Below are 14,090 nucleotides of genomic sequence, written 5' to 3'. Positions count from 1 at the left end.
GAGCCGAGCGGTGCATCCACAGGAGCCGCCCGACGGACGCGGGGCGGGCCTCCCGGCCGTCATCGTTGGTGCATGACCACCAGCCACGCTCCGATCATCCGACTCGACCACGTGTCCAAGCACTACGGCGACGCCGCGCGCCGGGTGACGGCGCTCGACGACGTCAGCGTCGACATCGGCGCGGGGGAGTTCACCGCCGTGATGGGGCCGTCCGGGTCCGGCAAGTCGACACTCATGCACGTCGCCGCCGGCCTCGACGCGGTGTCCGCCGGCCGCATCCAGATCGACGGTGTCGACATCACCGGGCTCGGCGACAAGGACCTGACCGAGCTCCGTCGACGTCGGCTCGGGTTCGTGTTCCAGTCGTTCAACCTGGTGCCGACGCTCGACGTGAGCGAGAACATCCGGCTGCCGTTCCTGCTCGGCGGCCACAAGCCGTCGAAGGACGAGAGCGCGTGGATCGACCGGTTGGTCGACCAGCTCGGACTCGGCAACCGGCTCTCGCACCGGCCGCACCAGCTGTCGGGTGGGCAGCAGCAGCGCGTCGCCATCGCCCGGGCGCTCGCCTCGCGGCCGGCAGTCGTCGTCGCCGACGAGCCGACGGGTGCCCTCGACTCGCGCACCGGCCGTGACGTCCTCGCGATCCTGCGCGGCGCCGTGCAGGAGTGGGGGCAGAGCGTCGTCATGGTGACGCACGACCCCGTCGCGGCCGCCAACGCCGACCGGATCCTGTTCCTCGCCGACGGCCGCGTCGTCGCCGACCGTCCGGCGATGGACGCCGGCGCGATCTCCACCACGATGCTGGGGATGGAGGCAGCAGCGTGAACGGCGTCCGCTCGTTCGCCCCGACCGTGCTGGTCGCGGCGCTCGGCACGACGTTCGGCTCGGCACTCGTCATCGCCCCCGGCATCGTGACCGAGGCGCTCGGCGCCGCCGGGCTCGCCGACCTCGGGCCGGTCAAGTCGATCCTGTCCGTCGTCGGGTGGCTGTTCCTCGGGATCGCGCTGTACGTCGGTGCGATCGTGACCGCCAACACCTGCGCGACCCTCATCGCCGGCCAGACCCGCATCATCGCGTTGCAGCGTCTCGTCGGTGCCACGGGTGCGACCCTCCGGGCCCGGATCACCCGCACCGGACTGGTCGTCGGGGTGCTCGGCGGACTGATCGGCGCCGTCGTCGGCACCGGACTGTCCGCGGTGTTCGTGGTCGTCCTGCGCGGCAACGGGTTCCTGCCCGACACCGACTACACGCTCCTGCCGTGGGAACTCGCGCTGCCGGTCGTCGCCGTCGTCCTGGCGACGTGGGGAGCCTTCGCCGCGGGCTCCCGCCGGGTGCTGACCGTCACCCCGCTCGAGGCGCTGTCGTCGAGCGTCGAACCGAGCCACGACGACGTCCGCTCCGGCACCGCCCGCAAGGTCTGGGCGATCGTCCTCATGGCGGGTGGCGCCGCGCTCATGCTCATCGGGCTCGCGGTCAGTGCGAGCTCGCCCATCGCGGTGCTGCCGGCGGCACTCGGCGGGTTCATGTCCTTCGCGGGCGTCGCGGTCGGGGCGACGATCGTGATGCCGCCCGTCCTGCAGCTCATCGGCCGGATCGGCTCGCACGACCCCGTCGTCCTGCTCGCCGGCCGCAACGCCATGCGTGCGCCGGGTCGGTCCTCGCGGGCGACGATCGGGCTCGTGATCGGCGTCACCCTGCTCGTCACCTTCGCGGTCGCGCTCGGCATCATGCAGCACGTGCTCGAGGCCCAGCTCGAGGACCTGGGGCAGGGCCAGATGACGACCGAGATGGTGCAGGCGCAGCGCGACTTCTTCGTGCAGCTGAACGCCGTCGTCAGCGTCATCGTCGGGTTCTCCGCCGTGATCGCCGCCGTCGGGGTCGTGAACGCGCTCGCACTCGGGGTCCTGCAGCGTCGCCGCGAGCTCGGGCTGCTGCGGGTCCTCGGACTCACCGGGGCGCAGGTCCGCCGGATGATCGTGACCGAAGCCGTGCAGATGGTCGTCGCGGCCGTCGTCTCCGGGCTCGTGCTCGGCACCTTCTACGGCTGGGTCGGCGGGCAGACGCTGCTCGGGTCGCTGGGCACCCCGGTCACGCCCGTGCTGCCGCCGCTCACCATCGGGATCGTCGTCGTCGGGGCGCTCGTGCTCGCGGTCGTCGCGACGATCGCGCCGGTGCGGCGCGCGATGCGCGTGCCCCCGACCGAAGCGCTCGCGGTCGACTGACGAGCGGCCGTGGTCGGCCCACGCGACGGACGGGAGGCACGGTGCCAGCTGGCACCGTGCCTCCCGTCCGTCGTCCCGTGCCTCCACCGCCCCGGCCGGCACGCCGCTCCCGCCACGCCCCCCCGCCACGCCGCTCGCGTTCGCCGAGGTTCCACGATCGTGGACTCCGGACGGCCGCCGGCGACGGTTCGTGGAACCTCGGCGTCCGGCCGACGGCATGTCGTGACCACTCGAACGCCCCTCGCTGTCACACGAGTCGCGGCCGGTGCTACCGTGGACCCGATGTACTCGGCACTCCTCCTCCTTCGCTGCCGCGACGAGGCCTGACACACCGGCCCACCTCGTCGCGGAGTCCGTCGTGGCCGCCCTCACCCAGAGCACACGAAAGCGACGAACGATGCAGAACACGCAGCAGCCCTCCGGGATGCCGATCCACAAGTACGTCCCCTTCCACGAACAGATCTCGGTCGACCTGCCTGACCGCACCTGGCCGACGAAGCGCATCGACAAGGCGCCGCGCTGGTGTGCCGTCGACCTGCGTGACGGCAACCAGGCCCTCATCGACCCGATGGACGCCGAGCGCAAGCGCGCGATGTTCGACCTGCTCGTCGGGATGGGCTACAAGGAGATCGAGGTCGGGTTCCCGAGCGCCTCGCAGACCGACTTCGACTTCGTCCGGTCGCTGATCGACGAGGGCGCGATCCCCGACGACGTCACGATCCAGGTGCTGACCCAGGCGCGCGAGCACCTCATCCAGCGCACGTACGAGGCGATCGACGGCGCGAAGCAGGCCATCGTCCACCTGTACAACTCGACGTCGATCGTGCAGCGCGAGGTGGTGTTCCGCACCGACGTGCAGGGTGTCGTCGACATCGCGGTCGCCGGTGCGAAGCTGTGCAAGGCGGCCGAGGCGACGCTGCAGCACGACACGACGGTCTACTACGAGTACTCGCCGGAGTCCTACACGGGCACCGAGCTCGAGGTCGCACTGGAGATCTGCAACGCCGTGCTCGAGGTCTTCGAGCCGACCCCCGACCGCAAGGTCATCATCAACCTGCCGGCGACCGTCGAGATGGCGACGCCGAACGTCTACGCCGACTCGATCGAGTGGATGTCGCGCAACCTGGCCCACCGTCAGGACGTCATCCTGTCGCTGCACCCGCACAACGACCGCGGCACCGCCGTCGCAGCCGCGGAGCTCGGCTACATGGCCGGCGCCGACCGCATCGAGGGCTGCCTGTTCGGCAACGGTGAGCGCACCGGCAACGTCGACCTGGTCGCGCTGGGCATGAACCTGTTCACGCAGGGCATCGACCCGGAGATCTCGTTCGCGGACATCGACCAGGTGAAGCGCACCGTCGAGTACTGCAACCAGCTGCCGGTGCCGGAGCGTCAGCCGTGGGCGGGCGACCTCGTCTACACGGCGTTCAGTGGCTCGCACCAGGACGCCATCAACAAGGGCTTCGAGGCGATGAAGGCCAAGGCGGCGGCGGCGGGCAAGGACATCGACGAGATCGAGTGGGCGGTGCCGTACCTGCCCGTCGACCCGAAGGACATCGGCCGGTCGTACGAGGCGGTCATCCGCGTCAACTCGCAGTCCGGCAAGGGCGGCGTCGCCTACCTGCTCAAGACCGACCACGCCCTCGACCTGCCCCGCAAGCTGCAGATCGAGTTCTCCGGCGTCGTGCAGCGGCACACCGACACCGAGGGCGGCGAGTTCTCGTCGCAGCGCATCTGGGACGTGTTCCAAGACGAGTACCTGCCCGCACCGACCGACGACGACAAGTGGGGTCGCTACGAGCTCACGAAGACGGCGACGTCGAGCGACTTCGACGGCACGACCTCGCTGTCGGTCGCGCTCCGCGTCGACGAGGGATCCGTCACCGCCGACGCCGTGGGCACCGGTCCGATCGACGCCTTCCTCAAGGTCCTCGCCGAGCAGGGCGTCCAGGTCACGCTGTACGACTACTCGGAGCACACGATGAGCGCCTCCGGTGACGCCAAGGCGGCGTCCTACGTCGAGCTCGACGTCGACGGTGTCCGCCTCTGGGGTGTGGGCATCGACGCCGACATCTCGACGGCGTCCCTCAAGGCGATCGTCTCCGCGGTGAACCGTGCGGTCCGCGCGGGAGCCGCGACCGGCGCCGACTCGCCGGAGCTCGTCTCCGCCTGACACGCGCGGTACTTCCCCCGTCACGCGCGATGGCACGTTGAATCGGGCGTACCTGGTCGTTTCTTTCGACCATGTACGCCCGATTCCGCCAAGTACGCGCCCCGCCCAGCCCCGTGCACGCCCCGCACCCGCGCACGCCCCGCCCCGCACCCGCGCGGCGCGGTGTCGGCGGGGCGGGGGATACTGGTGGCATGCCGCTGTACCGGGACGAGTGCGTCGTGTTGCGCACCCACAAGCTCGGGGAAGCCGACCGCATCGTCACCATGCTCAGCCGGCAGCACGGCAAGATCCGAGCGGTGGCCAAGGGCGTGCGGCGGACCGCGTCGAAGTTCGGCAGCCGCCTCGAGCCGTTCATGGTCGTCGACGCCCAGTTCTACGAGGGGCGCTCGCTCGACATCGTCACGCAGGCCGAGTCGCTCGGGGCCTACGGCGCGCAGATCGTCGCCGACTACGGCGCGTACACGGCTGCCAGCGCGATGGTCGAGACCGCCGACCGCCTGAGCGAGGCCGACGCCGGCCTGCAGCAGTACCTGTTGCTCGTCGGTGCGCTGCGGTCGTTGTCCCGCGGTGAGCACCACTCCAGCGCCACGCTCGACTCCTACCTGCTCCGCGCGATGAGCATCGCGGGGTGGGCGCCCTCGTTCGGCGACTGTGCGGTCACCGGGGAGCCCGGGCCGCACTCGGCCTTCGTCGTGCAGCTCGGCGGCGTGGTCGCCGATCGCGCTGCGCCTCCCGGCACGCCGCGGCTCGACCCGGCGACCCTCGGGGTGCTCGGCTCGCTGCTCGCCGGCGACTGGGCGAGCGTCGACGCCACCGACGAGCGCACGCGGTCACGGGCCTCCGGCGTGGTCGCGGCTTACGCCCAGTGGCACCTGGAACGATCGCTCCGGTCCCTGCCGCACGTCGACCGGTCGGAGCACCCGCTGCCGGTGCCGCTGACCCACGACGGGCCCGAGGCGACGGCCCGTGCGGTCGCCTCCACCCCGGCGCCCTCCGTCCCGGACCCCGCCGACTCCGACCTCGATCCCGCCGCCGAAGGAACCCCCACCGCATGAGCCCCCGCCGCCCCGACGACGCCGAGCCGTTCCGTCCGATCGACTGGACGGGCCAGACGCCCCCGGCGATCCCGGCCCGGTTCGTGCCGGACCACGTCGCCATCGTGATGGACGGCAACGGCCGGTGGGCGAACGGCCGTGGGCTCACCCGGATCGAGGGGCACAAGGCGGGTGAGGCCTCGCTGCTGGACGTCGTCGCCGGCGGCATCCAGATCGGCGTCAAGCACATCTCGGCGTACGCGTTCTCGACCGAGAACTGGAAGCGTTCCCCGGAAGAGGTCCGGTTCCTGATGGGCTTCAACCGCGACGTCATCCGCCGACGGCGCGACCAGCTCAACGAGTGGGGCGTCAAGGTGCGGTGGGCCGGTCGGCGTCCGCGGCTGTGGCGGAGCGTGATCGACGAACTCGACCGCGCCGAGCAGATGACCGCGGGCAACGACGTGCTGACCCTGACGATGTGCGTCAACTACGGCGGCCGGAACGAGATCGTCGACGCCGTGCGGGGGATGGCCGAAGAGGTCGCCGCTGGACGCCTGAGGCCGAGCCAGGTCACCGAGAAGGCCCTGGCGAAGCGGCTGTACGTGCCCGAGATGCCCGACGTCGACCTGTTCCTCCGCAGTTCGGGGGAGCAGCGCACGAGCAACTTCCTGCTCTGGCAGTCGGCGTACGCCGAGATGGTGTTCCTCGATCGCCTGTGGCCGGACTTCCGCCGCACCGACCTGTGGGGCGCGATCGAGGAGTACGCACGCCGCGACCGGCGCTACGGCGGTGCGGTCGACGCCCCGACCGCGTAGCGGAACCGTCAGCCGGGCCCGTCGAGCAGGTGCGCCGCCGACCGCACGGCGTCCAGCGCGGCCAGCACGCTGGGGACGCGCTCGGCCCCGCGTGCCACGACGACCTCGACGCGTCGAGCCAGGTCGTCGTCGACGGGATCGACCCGGACCTCGGCGGGGATCACCGTCGTCGCGAGTGCCAGCCGGGGGAGCAACGCCACCCCGAGTCCGGCGGCGACGAGCCCCACGACCGCCGCCGCGTTGTCGGTCTCGAGCACGATGTCGGGCGTGAACCCGGCGGTGGCGCACGAGGCGAGCAGGTGTCCCCGGCACCGTGGGCAGCCGCCGATCCAGCGGGCATCGCGGTGCGACGCGAGGTCGACAGCACCCGAACCCGCTGCGCCGGAGTCCGCAGCACCGGGCCCCGCGGCCCCGGACGGCGTCACCAGCGCGAGCGGGTCGCGCCCCAGCGCCCGGGTGAGGAGCCCGGGGTCCGGGGTGGCTCCGACCTCGTCGCCGACGTAGGTGAAGGTGAGGGCGACGTCGACCTCGCCGCTCCGCAGCAGGTCGAGCGCCTCGGGCGGTTCGACCTCGATGTACGAGGTCGTCACGCCCGGCGCCGTGGCCGCAAGTCGCGCGAGCACCGCGGGCACGAGGGCCGACGAGGCGCTCGGGAACCCGGCGAGGCGCACCCGACCGCGGCTGAGCCCGCCGACGGCGTCCAGGTCCTCGCGCGCGGCGGTGAGTGCGGCCTGCACGTGCAACGCGTGGTCGGCGAGCACCCGACCGGCGTCGGTCAGCGTGGCGCCGCGCCCGCCGCGACCATCCTGACCCGAGCGGAGGACCAGTGCGTGCCCGAGCCGCTGTTCGGCACGTGCGAGCAGCTGGCTGACCGCCGGCTGGCTCGACCCGAGCGCTGCGGCGGCACGGGTGATCGACCCGCCGTCGGCCACGGCGCGGAGCACCCGGAGCAACTGGGGATCGATCTCGTCCATCACGTCATGTTATCGGTGGCACAACGAACCGGCCCTGGTGTGATGGGAAGCGAGTCGGGACGCTGTCCGCATGGACTCCTTCCCCGCCGGCCGCGGCTACATCGCGGCGTGCACCGCCGGTCTGCCGACCCACGGCACCCTCGCGGCCCAGCGCGCCGACCTCGACGCGTGGTCCCGCGCCGAGACGTCGCCGGCCCACTACGGGGCACTGGTCGAACAGGGACGCTCGCTCTTCGCGGAGCTCGTCGGGGTCCCGGCGTCCCGCGTCGCGACCGGCTCGCAGACCTCGGTGATGGCCGCGGTCGTCGCCGACGCGCTGCCGGACGGTGCCGAGGTGGTCGTCCCCGACGGCGACTTCAGCTCGGTCGTGTTCCCGTTCCTCGCCCAGGCGCACCGCGGCGTCCGGGTCCGGAGCGTCCCGCTCGACCGGCTCGCCGCGTCCGTCGGGCCCGACACGGCCCTCGTCGCGTGGTCCGCGGTGCAGTCCGCCACGGGCGCGGTCACCGACTCCGACCCGGTCGTGGCCGCGGCCCGCCGCGTCGGCGCCCTGACCCTCTGCGACCTCACGCAGGCCGCCGGGGTCCTGCCCGTCGACGCGGCACCGTTCGACGTGACGCTCACGCACGCCTACAAGTGGCTCTGCGCGCCGCGCGGCGTCGCCTTCATGACACTCTCCGACACCGCCCTCGGCCGGCTCCGCCCCGTGCAGGCCGGCTGGTACGCGGGGGAGGACGTGTGGTCGTCGTGCTACGGACCCGCGATGCACCTGGCCGACGACGCCCGTCGCTTCGACGTCTCGCCGGCCTGGCAGGCGTGGCCCGGTGCCGTGGCCGCGCTCGAGCACGCGGTCGCGCTCGACCAGCAGGCGGTCTGGAGGCACGCCACCGGTCTCGCAGATCGGCTGTGCGACGCCCTCGGGTCGCCTCGGCAGGGCGACGGGCAGGCGATCGTCACGTTCGCGGACGCCGACGGGTCGGCCCTTCGTGCCCTCACCGCCGCGGGGCTCACCGCCTCCGGACGTGCCGGGCGACTGCGGATCGCGTTCCACCTGTGGAACGACGAGGCGGACGTGACCGACGTCGTCGCCGCGCTGGGCGGGGTGGGGCCGGGCGCGTCGGGAAGGTGAGCGCGGACAGCGGACGCGGGGCGGGCCTCCCGGCCGACGAACGCCGGTAGTCTTGCCCGGACCGTTTCCGCACCGAGCACCCAGCTCGGCGACCTCTGGAGCACCCTTTGGCACAGCCCTCCCGTCTCGACAGCGTCATCGCCCTGGCCAAGCGCCGCGGCTTCGTCTTCCAGTCGGGTGAGATCTACGGAGGCTCCCGCTCCGCGTGGGACTACGGGCCCCTCGGTGTGGAGCTCAAGGAGAACATCAAGCGCCAGTGGTGGCAGCGGTTCGTCCGCGGCCGCGGGGACATGGTCGGCCTGGACTCGGCCGTCATCCTGCCCCGCAAGGTGTGGGAGGCCTCCGGCCACGTCGCGACCTTCACCGACCCGCTGGTCGAGTGCCTGCACTGCCACCACCGGTTCCGTGCGGACCACCTGACCGAGGCGTTCGTGGCCAAGAAGGGCCGCGACCCCGAGGGCGGCATGGCGGAGATCGCCTGCCCGAACTGCGGTACCCGCGGCGAGTGGACCGAGCCCCGCGAGTTCTCCGGCATGCTCAAGACCTACCTCGGCCCGGTCGAGTCGGAGGAAGGCCTGAACTTCCTGCGCCCCGAGACCGCGCAGGGCATCTTCGTCGACTTCGCGCAGGTCGTCACGACCAGCCGCATGAAGCCCCCGTTCGGCATCGGCCAGGTCGGCAAGGCGTTCCGCAACGAGATCACGCCCGGCAACTTCATCTTCCGCACGCGCGAGTTCGAGCAGATGGAGATCGAGTACTTCGTGCCGCCGGCCGAGGCGGGCGAGCACTACGAGCAGTGGATCGCCGACTCCGTCGCGTTCTACACCGACCTCGGCATCGACCCGGAGAACCTCCGGCGCTTCGACGTGCCGGACGGCGAGCGGGCGCACTACTCGGACGCCACCGCCGACATCGAGTACCGCTTCGGCTTCACCGGTTCGGAGTGGGGCGAGCTCATGGGCGTCGCGAACCGTACCGACTTCGACCTCAACAACCACATCGAGTCGTCCGGCCAGGACCTCCGGTTCTTCGACCAGGCCGCCAACGAGAAGTACGTGCCGTACGTCATCGAGCCGTCGTTCGGCCTGACCCGTGCGCTCATGGCGTTCCTGCTCGACTCGTACCACGAGGACGAAGCCCCGAACGCGAAGGGCGGCGTCGACAAGCGCACCGTGCTGCGCCTCGACCCGCGTCTGGCGCCCGTCAAGGCCGCGGTGCTGCCGCTGTCGCGCAACGAGCAGCTCTCGCCCGTCGCCCGCGGCCTGGCAGACGACCTGCGCAAGAACTGGAACGTGGACTTCGACGACGCCGGCGCGATCGGCCGCCGCTACCGTCGCCACGACGAGATCGGCACGCCGTTCTGCATCACGGTCGACTTCGACACGCTCGAGGACAAGGCCGTGACCGTGCGCGAGCGCGACACGATGGCGCAGGAGCGGGTGGCGTTGGACCAGCTGCAGGGCTACCTGGCACAGCGGCTGCTCGGCGCGTAGGGGTTTCGCGGGCGTCGGAACCAGGTTCCGGGCACAGCACCACGAAGATCCACGGTGCGGTGTCCGGAACCAGGTTCTGCGGGAATGCGGGCGCACGCCGCGCGTTGGCATCAGCATGAACGACTCCGTGAAGGTCGATGTCTGGTCGGACATCGCCTGCCCCTGGTGCTACATCGGCAAGCGCAAGTTCGAGGCCGGCGTGGCCGCGTTCGGCGCCTCGTCGGACTCCCTGCCGGTCGAGGTCGAGTACCACTCCTTCGAGCTGAGCCCGGACACCCCCGTCGACTTCGAGGGCACCGAGGCCGAGTTCCTGTCGAACCACAAGGGCATGCCCGTCGAGCAGGCGCAGCAGATGCTCGACCAGGTCACCGGCATCGCCGCGAGCGTCGGGCTCGACTACGACTTCGAGGCCATGCACCACACCAACACGGTGAAGGCGCACCAGGTCATCCACCTCGCCAAGCAGCACGGCAAGCAGCTCGACATGGTCGAGCGCCTGTTCACCGCCTACTTCGAACGCGGCGAGCACGTCGGCGACGAGGCGACGCTGGCCGACCTGGCCGCCGAGATCGGGCTCGACCGCGACGAGGTCCTCGCGACGCTCCGCGACGACGCACAGCTCGCCGCCGTCCGCGCCGACCAGGCCCAGGCGCAGGCCTTCGGCATCAACGGCGTCCCCTTCTTCGTCATCGACGGCAAGTACGGCGTCTCCGGCGCGCAGGACCCGGCTGCGTTCGAGCAGGTGCTGACGCAGGTCGTCGCGCTGCGCGGGACGACGCCCGACGAGGTCGCCTCGGCGACCGAACGCGCTGCGGACGACGCGAGCGCCGACGTGGCGGCGACCCGATGACGGGCGCGACGCTCACCGTCGGGGGTGGGGCGGGCCTCCCGTCCGCCCCGTCGGTCCCGGATGCGATTTCCGGTCTGGAGGCGCGCCCCGGCCTGCTCACGCTGGTCACGCCCGGCGGGGCGCCGGTCTGCGACGGTGATTCGTGCCTGATCGACGCCGGCTCGTTCGCCGGCGCCGAGGGTGACTGGTCCGAGGTGCCGGACTGACGACTCCGTCAGTCGCGCGTCGCGCGCTGGTGGTCCCGCGCCCCCGTGCGGTCGTTGCGCCCCGACTCTGCGGGGCGCAACGGCTGTGCGGGGGCGCGATCGGTCGGTTGCGCGTCGCGCTGCTGCCGACGCGATCAGTCGCGCTGCGGTTCCTCGTCGGTGATGTCGGCGACGGTCGCGCCGTACGCGGCGACGAGTGCGTCCGCGTCGACGAAGGCGCTCGCGCCGTGGCGTCCGGCGCCCAGAGCGACCCGGCGTCCGACGATGCGCTCGTCGGCGTACACCGGCAGGTCACCCGTGGCGCCGATCGGGGTGATGGTGCCGCGCTCGTAGCCGGACGCCTGGAGCGCGGTCGCCGCGTCGGGCATCGAGAGCTTGTTCACGCCGACCACGGTCCGGAGCTTCTTCCACGCGATGCTCCGACCGCCCGGCACGAGGGCGAGCAGGAAACCGCCGTCGTGCCGCTTGACGACGAGCGTCTTGACGATGTCGCCGGGGTTGATGCCGAGCAGCTCGGCTGCCTGCTGCAGGGAGTCCGCAGCGGGGCGTTCGACGACCTCGACCGTGAGGCCGCGGGCCGCTGCGTCGGTGTCGAACCGGGTGCTGGCGTCGATCGTCATGTGGAGAACGCTACCGCCGCGCACCGACGTGGGAGGATGGAGCAGGTATGACGATCACACAAGCCCCAGCACGGCCTCTGCGCATCGGCCCGATCGAGGTCGACGTGCCGGTCGTGCTCGCGCCGATGGCGGGCATCACGAACATGGCGTACCGCCGGCTCTGCCGCGAGTACGGCGCCGGTCTGTACGTCTGCGAGATGATCACCTCGCGCGCGCTGGTCGAACGCACCCCCGTGTCGATGCAGCTCATCCAGCACCACGAGTCCGAGACCCCGCGGTCGATCCAGCTGTACGGCGTCGAGCCGAACACCGTGGCCGAGGCGGCGTCGATCCTGGTGGGCGAGGACCGCGCCGACCACATCGACCTGAACTTCGGCTGCCCGGTGCCCAAGGTCACCCGCAAGGGCGGCGGGGCGGCACTGCCCTGGAAGCTCGAGCTGTTCCGCGAACTCGTCACGAAGACCGTCCGCGCGGCGGGCGACGTTCCCGTCACCGTGAAGATGCGCAAGGGCATCGACGAGGACCACCTCACCTACCTGGACGCCGCACGCATCGCGCGGGACGCCGGCGTCGCCGCCGTCTCGCTGCACGCGCGCACGGCGAACGAGCACTACTCCGGTCACGCCGACTGGTCCGCGATCGCGACGCTGAAGGAAGCCGTCACGGACATCCCGATCCTCGGCAACGGGGACATCTGGTCCGCAGCCGACGCCCTGCGCATGGTCGACGAGACGGGCGCCGACGGCGTCGTCGTCGGGCGCGGATGCCTCGGGCGTCCGTGGCTGTTCGGCGACCTGGCAGCGGCGTTCCGCGGCGAGGGGCTCCGGTACATGCCCTCGCTCGGCGAGGTCGCGGACGGCTTCCGCCGGCACGCCGAACTGCTCGTCGAGTTCTTCGGGTCCGAAGAGCACGGCTGCCGCGACATCCGCAAGCACGTGGCCTGGTACTTCAAGGGGTACCCGATCGGCAGCGACGTGCGGTCCGGACTCGCGATGGCGTCGAGCCTGCAGGAGATCGACGACCTGCTCGGGCAGCTCGACCACGACGCGCCGTACCCCGGGGCCGACGCCGAGGGGCCCCGCGGCCGCTCCGGCAACCCGAAGCGCACCGCTCTGCCCGACCGCTGGCTCGAGTCCCGCGACGTCGACAGCGAGTTCCGCAAGGTCCTCGCCGCCGCCGAGCTGCACCACAGCGGCGGATGAGCGCCACCGCCTCGTACGGTCCGGCCGACGCCGAGCGCTGGCTGCCGGAAGAGCACGGAAACCGCCGGTCGGACTTCGCCCGCGACCGCGCACGGCTGCTGCACTCGAGTGCGCTCCGACGCCTCGCCGCCAAGACCCAGGTGCTCAGCCCGACGACCGGACTCGACTTCGCCCGGAACCGCCTGACGCACTCGCTCGAGGTGGCACAGGTCGGTCGTGAACTCGCGGACTCGCTCGGCCTCGACCCCGACGTGGTGGACACCGCGTGCCTGGCGCACGACATCGGCCACCCGCCGTTCGGTCACAACGGTGAGACCGCCGTCAACGCCTGGGCCGCCGGCATCGGCGGCTTCGAGGGCAACGCGCAGACGCTGCGGTTGCTCACCCGGCTCGAACCGAAGGTCTACGGGCTGCGGCCGGGCGCCGATGCCGGCGCTGCCGGGGGCGGGGACCGTCCGTTCGGGCTGAACCTGACCCGGGCGTCGCTCGACGCCAGCTGCAAGTACCCGTGGCCGGCGGCGCAGGGCGTCTCCGAGTCGTCATCGGGCCGGACCAAGTTCGGCTTCTACGACGACGACCACGACGCCTTCGAGTGGCTCCGCGCCGGGGCCCCGCGGCGCCAGCGGTGCATCGAGGCGCAGGTCATGGACCTGTCGGACGACATCGCCTACTCGGTGCACGACTTCGAAGACGCCGTCGTCGCCGGGTTCATCGACGTCGCGGCCCTCGGTGACCGCGTCGGCGAGAACGACATCGTCACCGCGATGCACGCGTGGGTGGGCGACGACCTGAGCCGCGAGGAACTGCTCGAGGCGTTCGACCGCCTCCGGGCCCTGCCGCTCTGGATGACCTCGTACGACGGCTCCCGCCGCGACGCGGCGCACCTGAAGAACCTGACCTCGCAGCTGATCGGACGCTTCGCGCGGACGGCGACGGCAGCGACACGCGAGTCCTACGCCTCCGGGTCCCTCGTCCGGTTCGCGGCCTCGGTCGTGACACCGCCCGAGATCATCGGGGAGATCGCGGTGCTCAAGGGCATCGTCGCAGCGTTCGTGATGACCCAGGGCGACCGGCAGCCCGTGTACGAGGACCAGCGGCGGATCCTGACGGAGCTGCTCGATGCCCTGGCGGCGTCCGGGCCGTCGGACCTCGAACCCGGCTTCGCGGCCGACTGGCGTGCGGCGACCGACGACGACGGACGACTCCGTGCCGTGGTCGACCAGGTCGCCAGCCTGACGGACCAGGGCGCGATCGCCTGGCACAGGCGGTTGGTGGTCGGCGAGCGGGAATCGATCCACATCCCGGTGTGAGCGGGGGCCTCGGTGGTTCGTCCTCGTCCCGGTGTGCGCGGGGGCTCGGTGGTTCGTCCACATCT

At 71.8% G+C, this 14,090-nt stretch carries 13 protein-coding genes; 11 read left to right on the top strand and 2 right to left on the bottom strand.

Annotated elements, in window-relative coordinates; all coding sequences use genetic code 11:
• The first annotated feature begins 72 nt into the window (after positions 1–72).
• The 5 genes from EDF63_RS10170 (at position 73) to EDF63_RS10150 (ending at position 6,244) form a co-directional block, all read left to right on the top strand.
• Positions 73–825 carry an ABC transporter ATP-binding protein gene (locus tag EDF63_RS10170; protein ID WP_123312894.1) on the top strand — a complete coding sequence of 251 codons (753 nt, stop codon included), beginning with the start codon at positions 73–75 and terminating at the stop codon, positions 823–825.
• Positions 822–2,222 (top strand): ABC transporter permease, encoded by a 1,401-nt coding sequence (locus tag EDF63_RS10165; RefSeq protein WP_123312893.1) that lies wholly within the window; start codon positions 822–824, stop codon positions 2,220–2,222. Before EDF63_RS10170 ends, EDF63_RS10165 begins: the two co-directional genes overlap by 4 nt.
• A 397-nt stretch (positions 2,223–2,619) precedes the next feature.
• Complete coding sequence (gene leuA / locus EDF63_RS10160) at positions 2,620–4,395, top strand: 2-isopropylmalate synthase (protein ID WP_123312892.1); 1,776 nt, start codon at positions 2,620–2,622, stop codon at positions 4,393–4,395.
• A 191-nt stretch (positions 4,396–4,586) separates the two neighbouring features.
• Positions 4,587–5,450: a DNA repair protein RecO gene (gene recO, locus EDF63_RS10155; protein WP_123312891.1), complete on the top strand. Its 864-nt coding sequence runs from the start codon at positions 4,587–4,589 to the stop codon at positions 5,448–5,450.
• The gene (locus tag EDF63_RS10150) at positions 5,447–6,244 is read left to right on the top strand and encodes an isoprenyl transferase (protein ID WP_123312890.1); all 798 of its coding nucleotides are present in this window, start codon (positions 5,447–5,449) and stop codon (positions 6,242–6,244) included. Before recO ends, EDF63_RS10150 begins: the two co-directional genes overlap by 4 nt.
• An 8-nt stretch (positions 6,245–6,252) precedes the next feature.
• Here the strand turns inward: EDF63_RS10150 and EDF63_RS10145 are convergent, their stop codons facing one another.
• Positions 6,253–7,218: a LysR family transcriptional regulator gene (locus EDF63_RS10145; RefSeq protein WP_123312889.1), complete on the bottom strand. Its 966-nt coding sequence runs from the start codon at positions 7,216–7,218 to the stop codon at positions 6,253–6,255.
• Positions 7,219–7,288: 70 nt separating this feature from the next.
• On the opposite strand from EDF63_RS10145, the gene EDF63_RS10140 reads away from it, so the two are divergent.
• The 4 genes from EDF63_RS10140 to EDF63_RS10125 all read left to right on the top strand — a co-directional run bounded on the left by EDF63_RS10140 (position 7,289) and on the right by EDF63_RS10125 (position 10,893).
• Positions 7,289–8,344 carry an aminotransferase class V-fold PLP-dependent enzyme gene (locus EDF63_RS10140; RefSeq protein ID WP_123312888.1) on the top strand — a complete coding sequence of 352 codons (1,056 nt, stop codon included), beginning with the start codon at positions 7,289–7,291 and terminating at the stop codon, positions 8,342–8,344.
• A gap of 107 nt (positions 8,345–8,451) precedes the next feature.
• Positions 8,452–9,837 (top strand): glycine--tRNA ligase, encoded by a 1,386-nt coding sequence (locus EDF63_RS10135; protein ID WP_123312887.1) that lies wholly within the window; start codon positions 8,452–8,454, stop codon positions 9,835–9,837.
• Between the two features lie 115 nt (positions 9,838–9,952).
• Positions 9,953–10,687 carry a DsbA family protein gene (locus EDF63_RS10130; RefSeq protein WP_123312886.1) on the top strand — a complete coding sequence of 245 codons (735 nt, stop codon included), beginning with the start codon at positions 9,953–9,955 and terminating at the stop codon, positions 10,685–10,687.
• The gene (locus tag EDF63_RS10125; protein ID WP_123312885.1) at positions 10,684–10,893 is read left to right on the top strand and encodes a hypothetical protein; all 210 of its coding nucleotides are present in this window, start codon (positions 10,684–10,686) and stop codon (positions 10,891–10,893) included. Before EDF63_RS10130 ends, EDF63_RS10125 begins: the two co-directional genes overlap by 4 nt.
• Before the next feature lie 134 nt (positions 10,894–11,027).
• Here EDF63_RS10125 and EDF63_RS10120 read toward each other — a convergent pair whose 3' ends face one another.
• Positions 11,028–11,513: an aminoacyl-tRNA deacylase gene (locus EDF63_RS10120; RefSeq protein WP_123312884.1), complete on the bottom strand. Its 486-nt coding sequence runs from the start codon at positions 11,511–11,513 to the stop codon at positions 11,028–11,030.
• A 47-nt stretch (positions 11,514–11,560) separates the two neighbouring features.
• On the opposite strand from EDF63_RS10120, the gene dusB reads away from it, so the two are divergent.
• A complete protein-coding gene (dusB, locus tag EDF63_RS10115; protein ID WP_123312883.1) occupies positions 11,561–12,715 on the top strand; it encodes a tRNA dihydrouridine synthase DusB in 1,155 nt (384 codons plus the stop codon).
• The gene (locus EDF63_RS10110) at positions 12,712–14,025 is read left to right on the top strand and encodes a deoxyguanosinetriphosphate triphosphohydrolase (RefSeq protein WP_123312882.1); all 1,314 of its coding nucleotides are present in this window, start codon (positions 12,712–12,714) and stop codon (positions 14,023–14,025) included. The genes dusB and EDF63_RS10110 overlap by 4 nt, the downstream gene beginning before the upstream one ends.
• Positions 14,026–14,090 lie beyond the last annotated feature (65 nt).

Source organism: Curtobacterium sp. JUb34, assembly GCF_003755065.1.
Classification (GTDB): domain Bacteria; phylum Actinomycetota; class Actinomycetes; order Actinomycetales; family Microbacteriaceae; genus Curtobacterium.
Note: the sequence above shows the minus strand (reverse complement) of the source record. Positions and strands in the feature narration are given on the sequence as shown.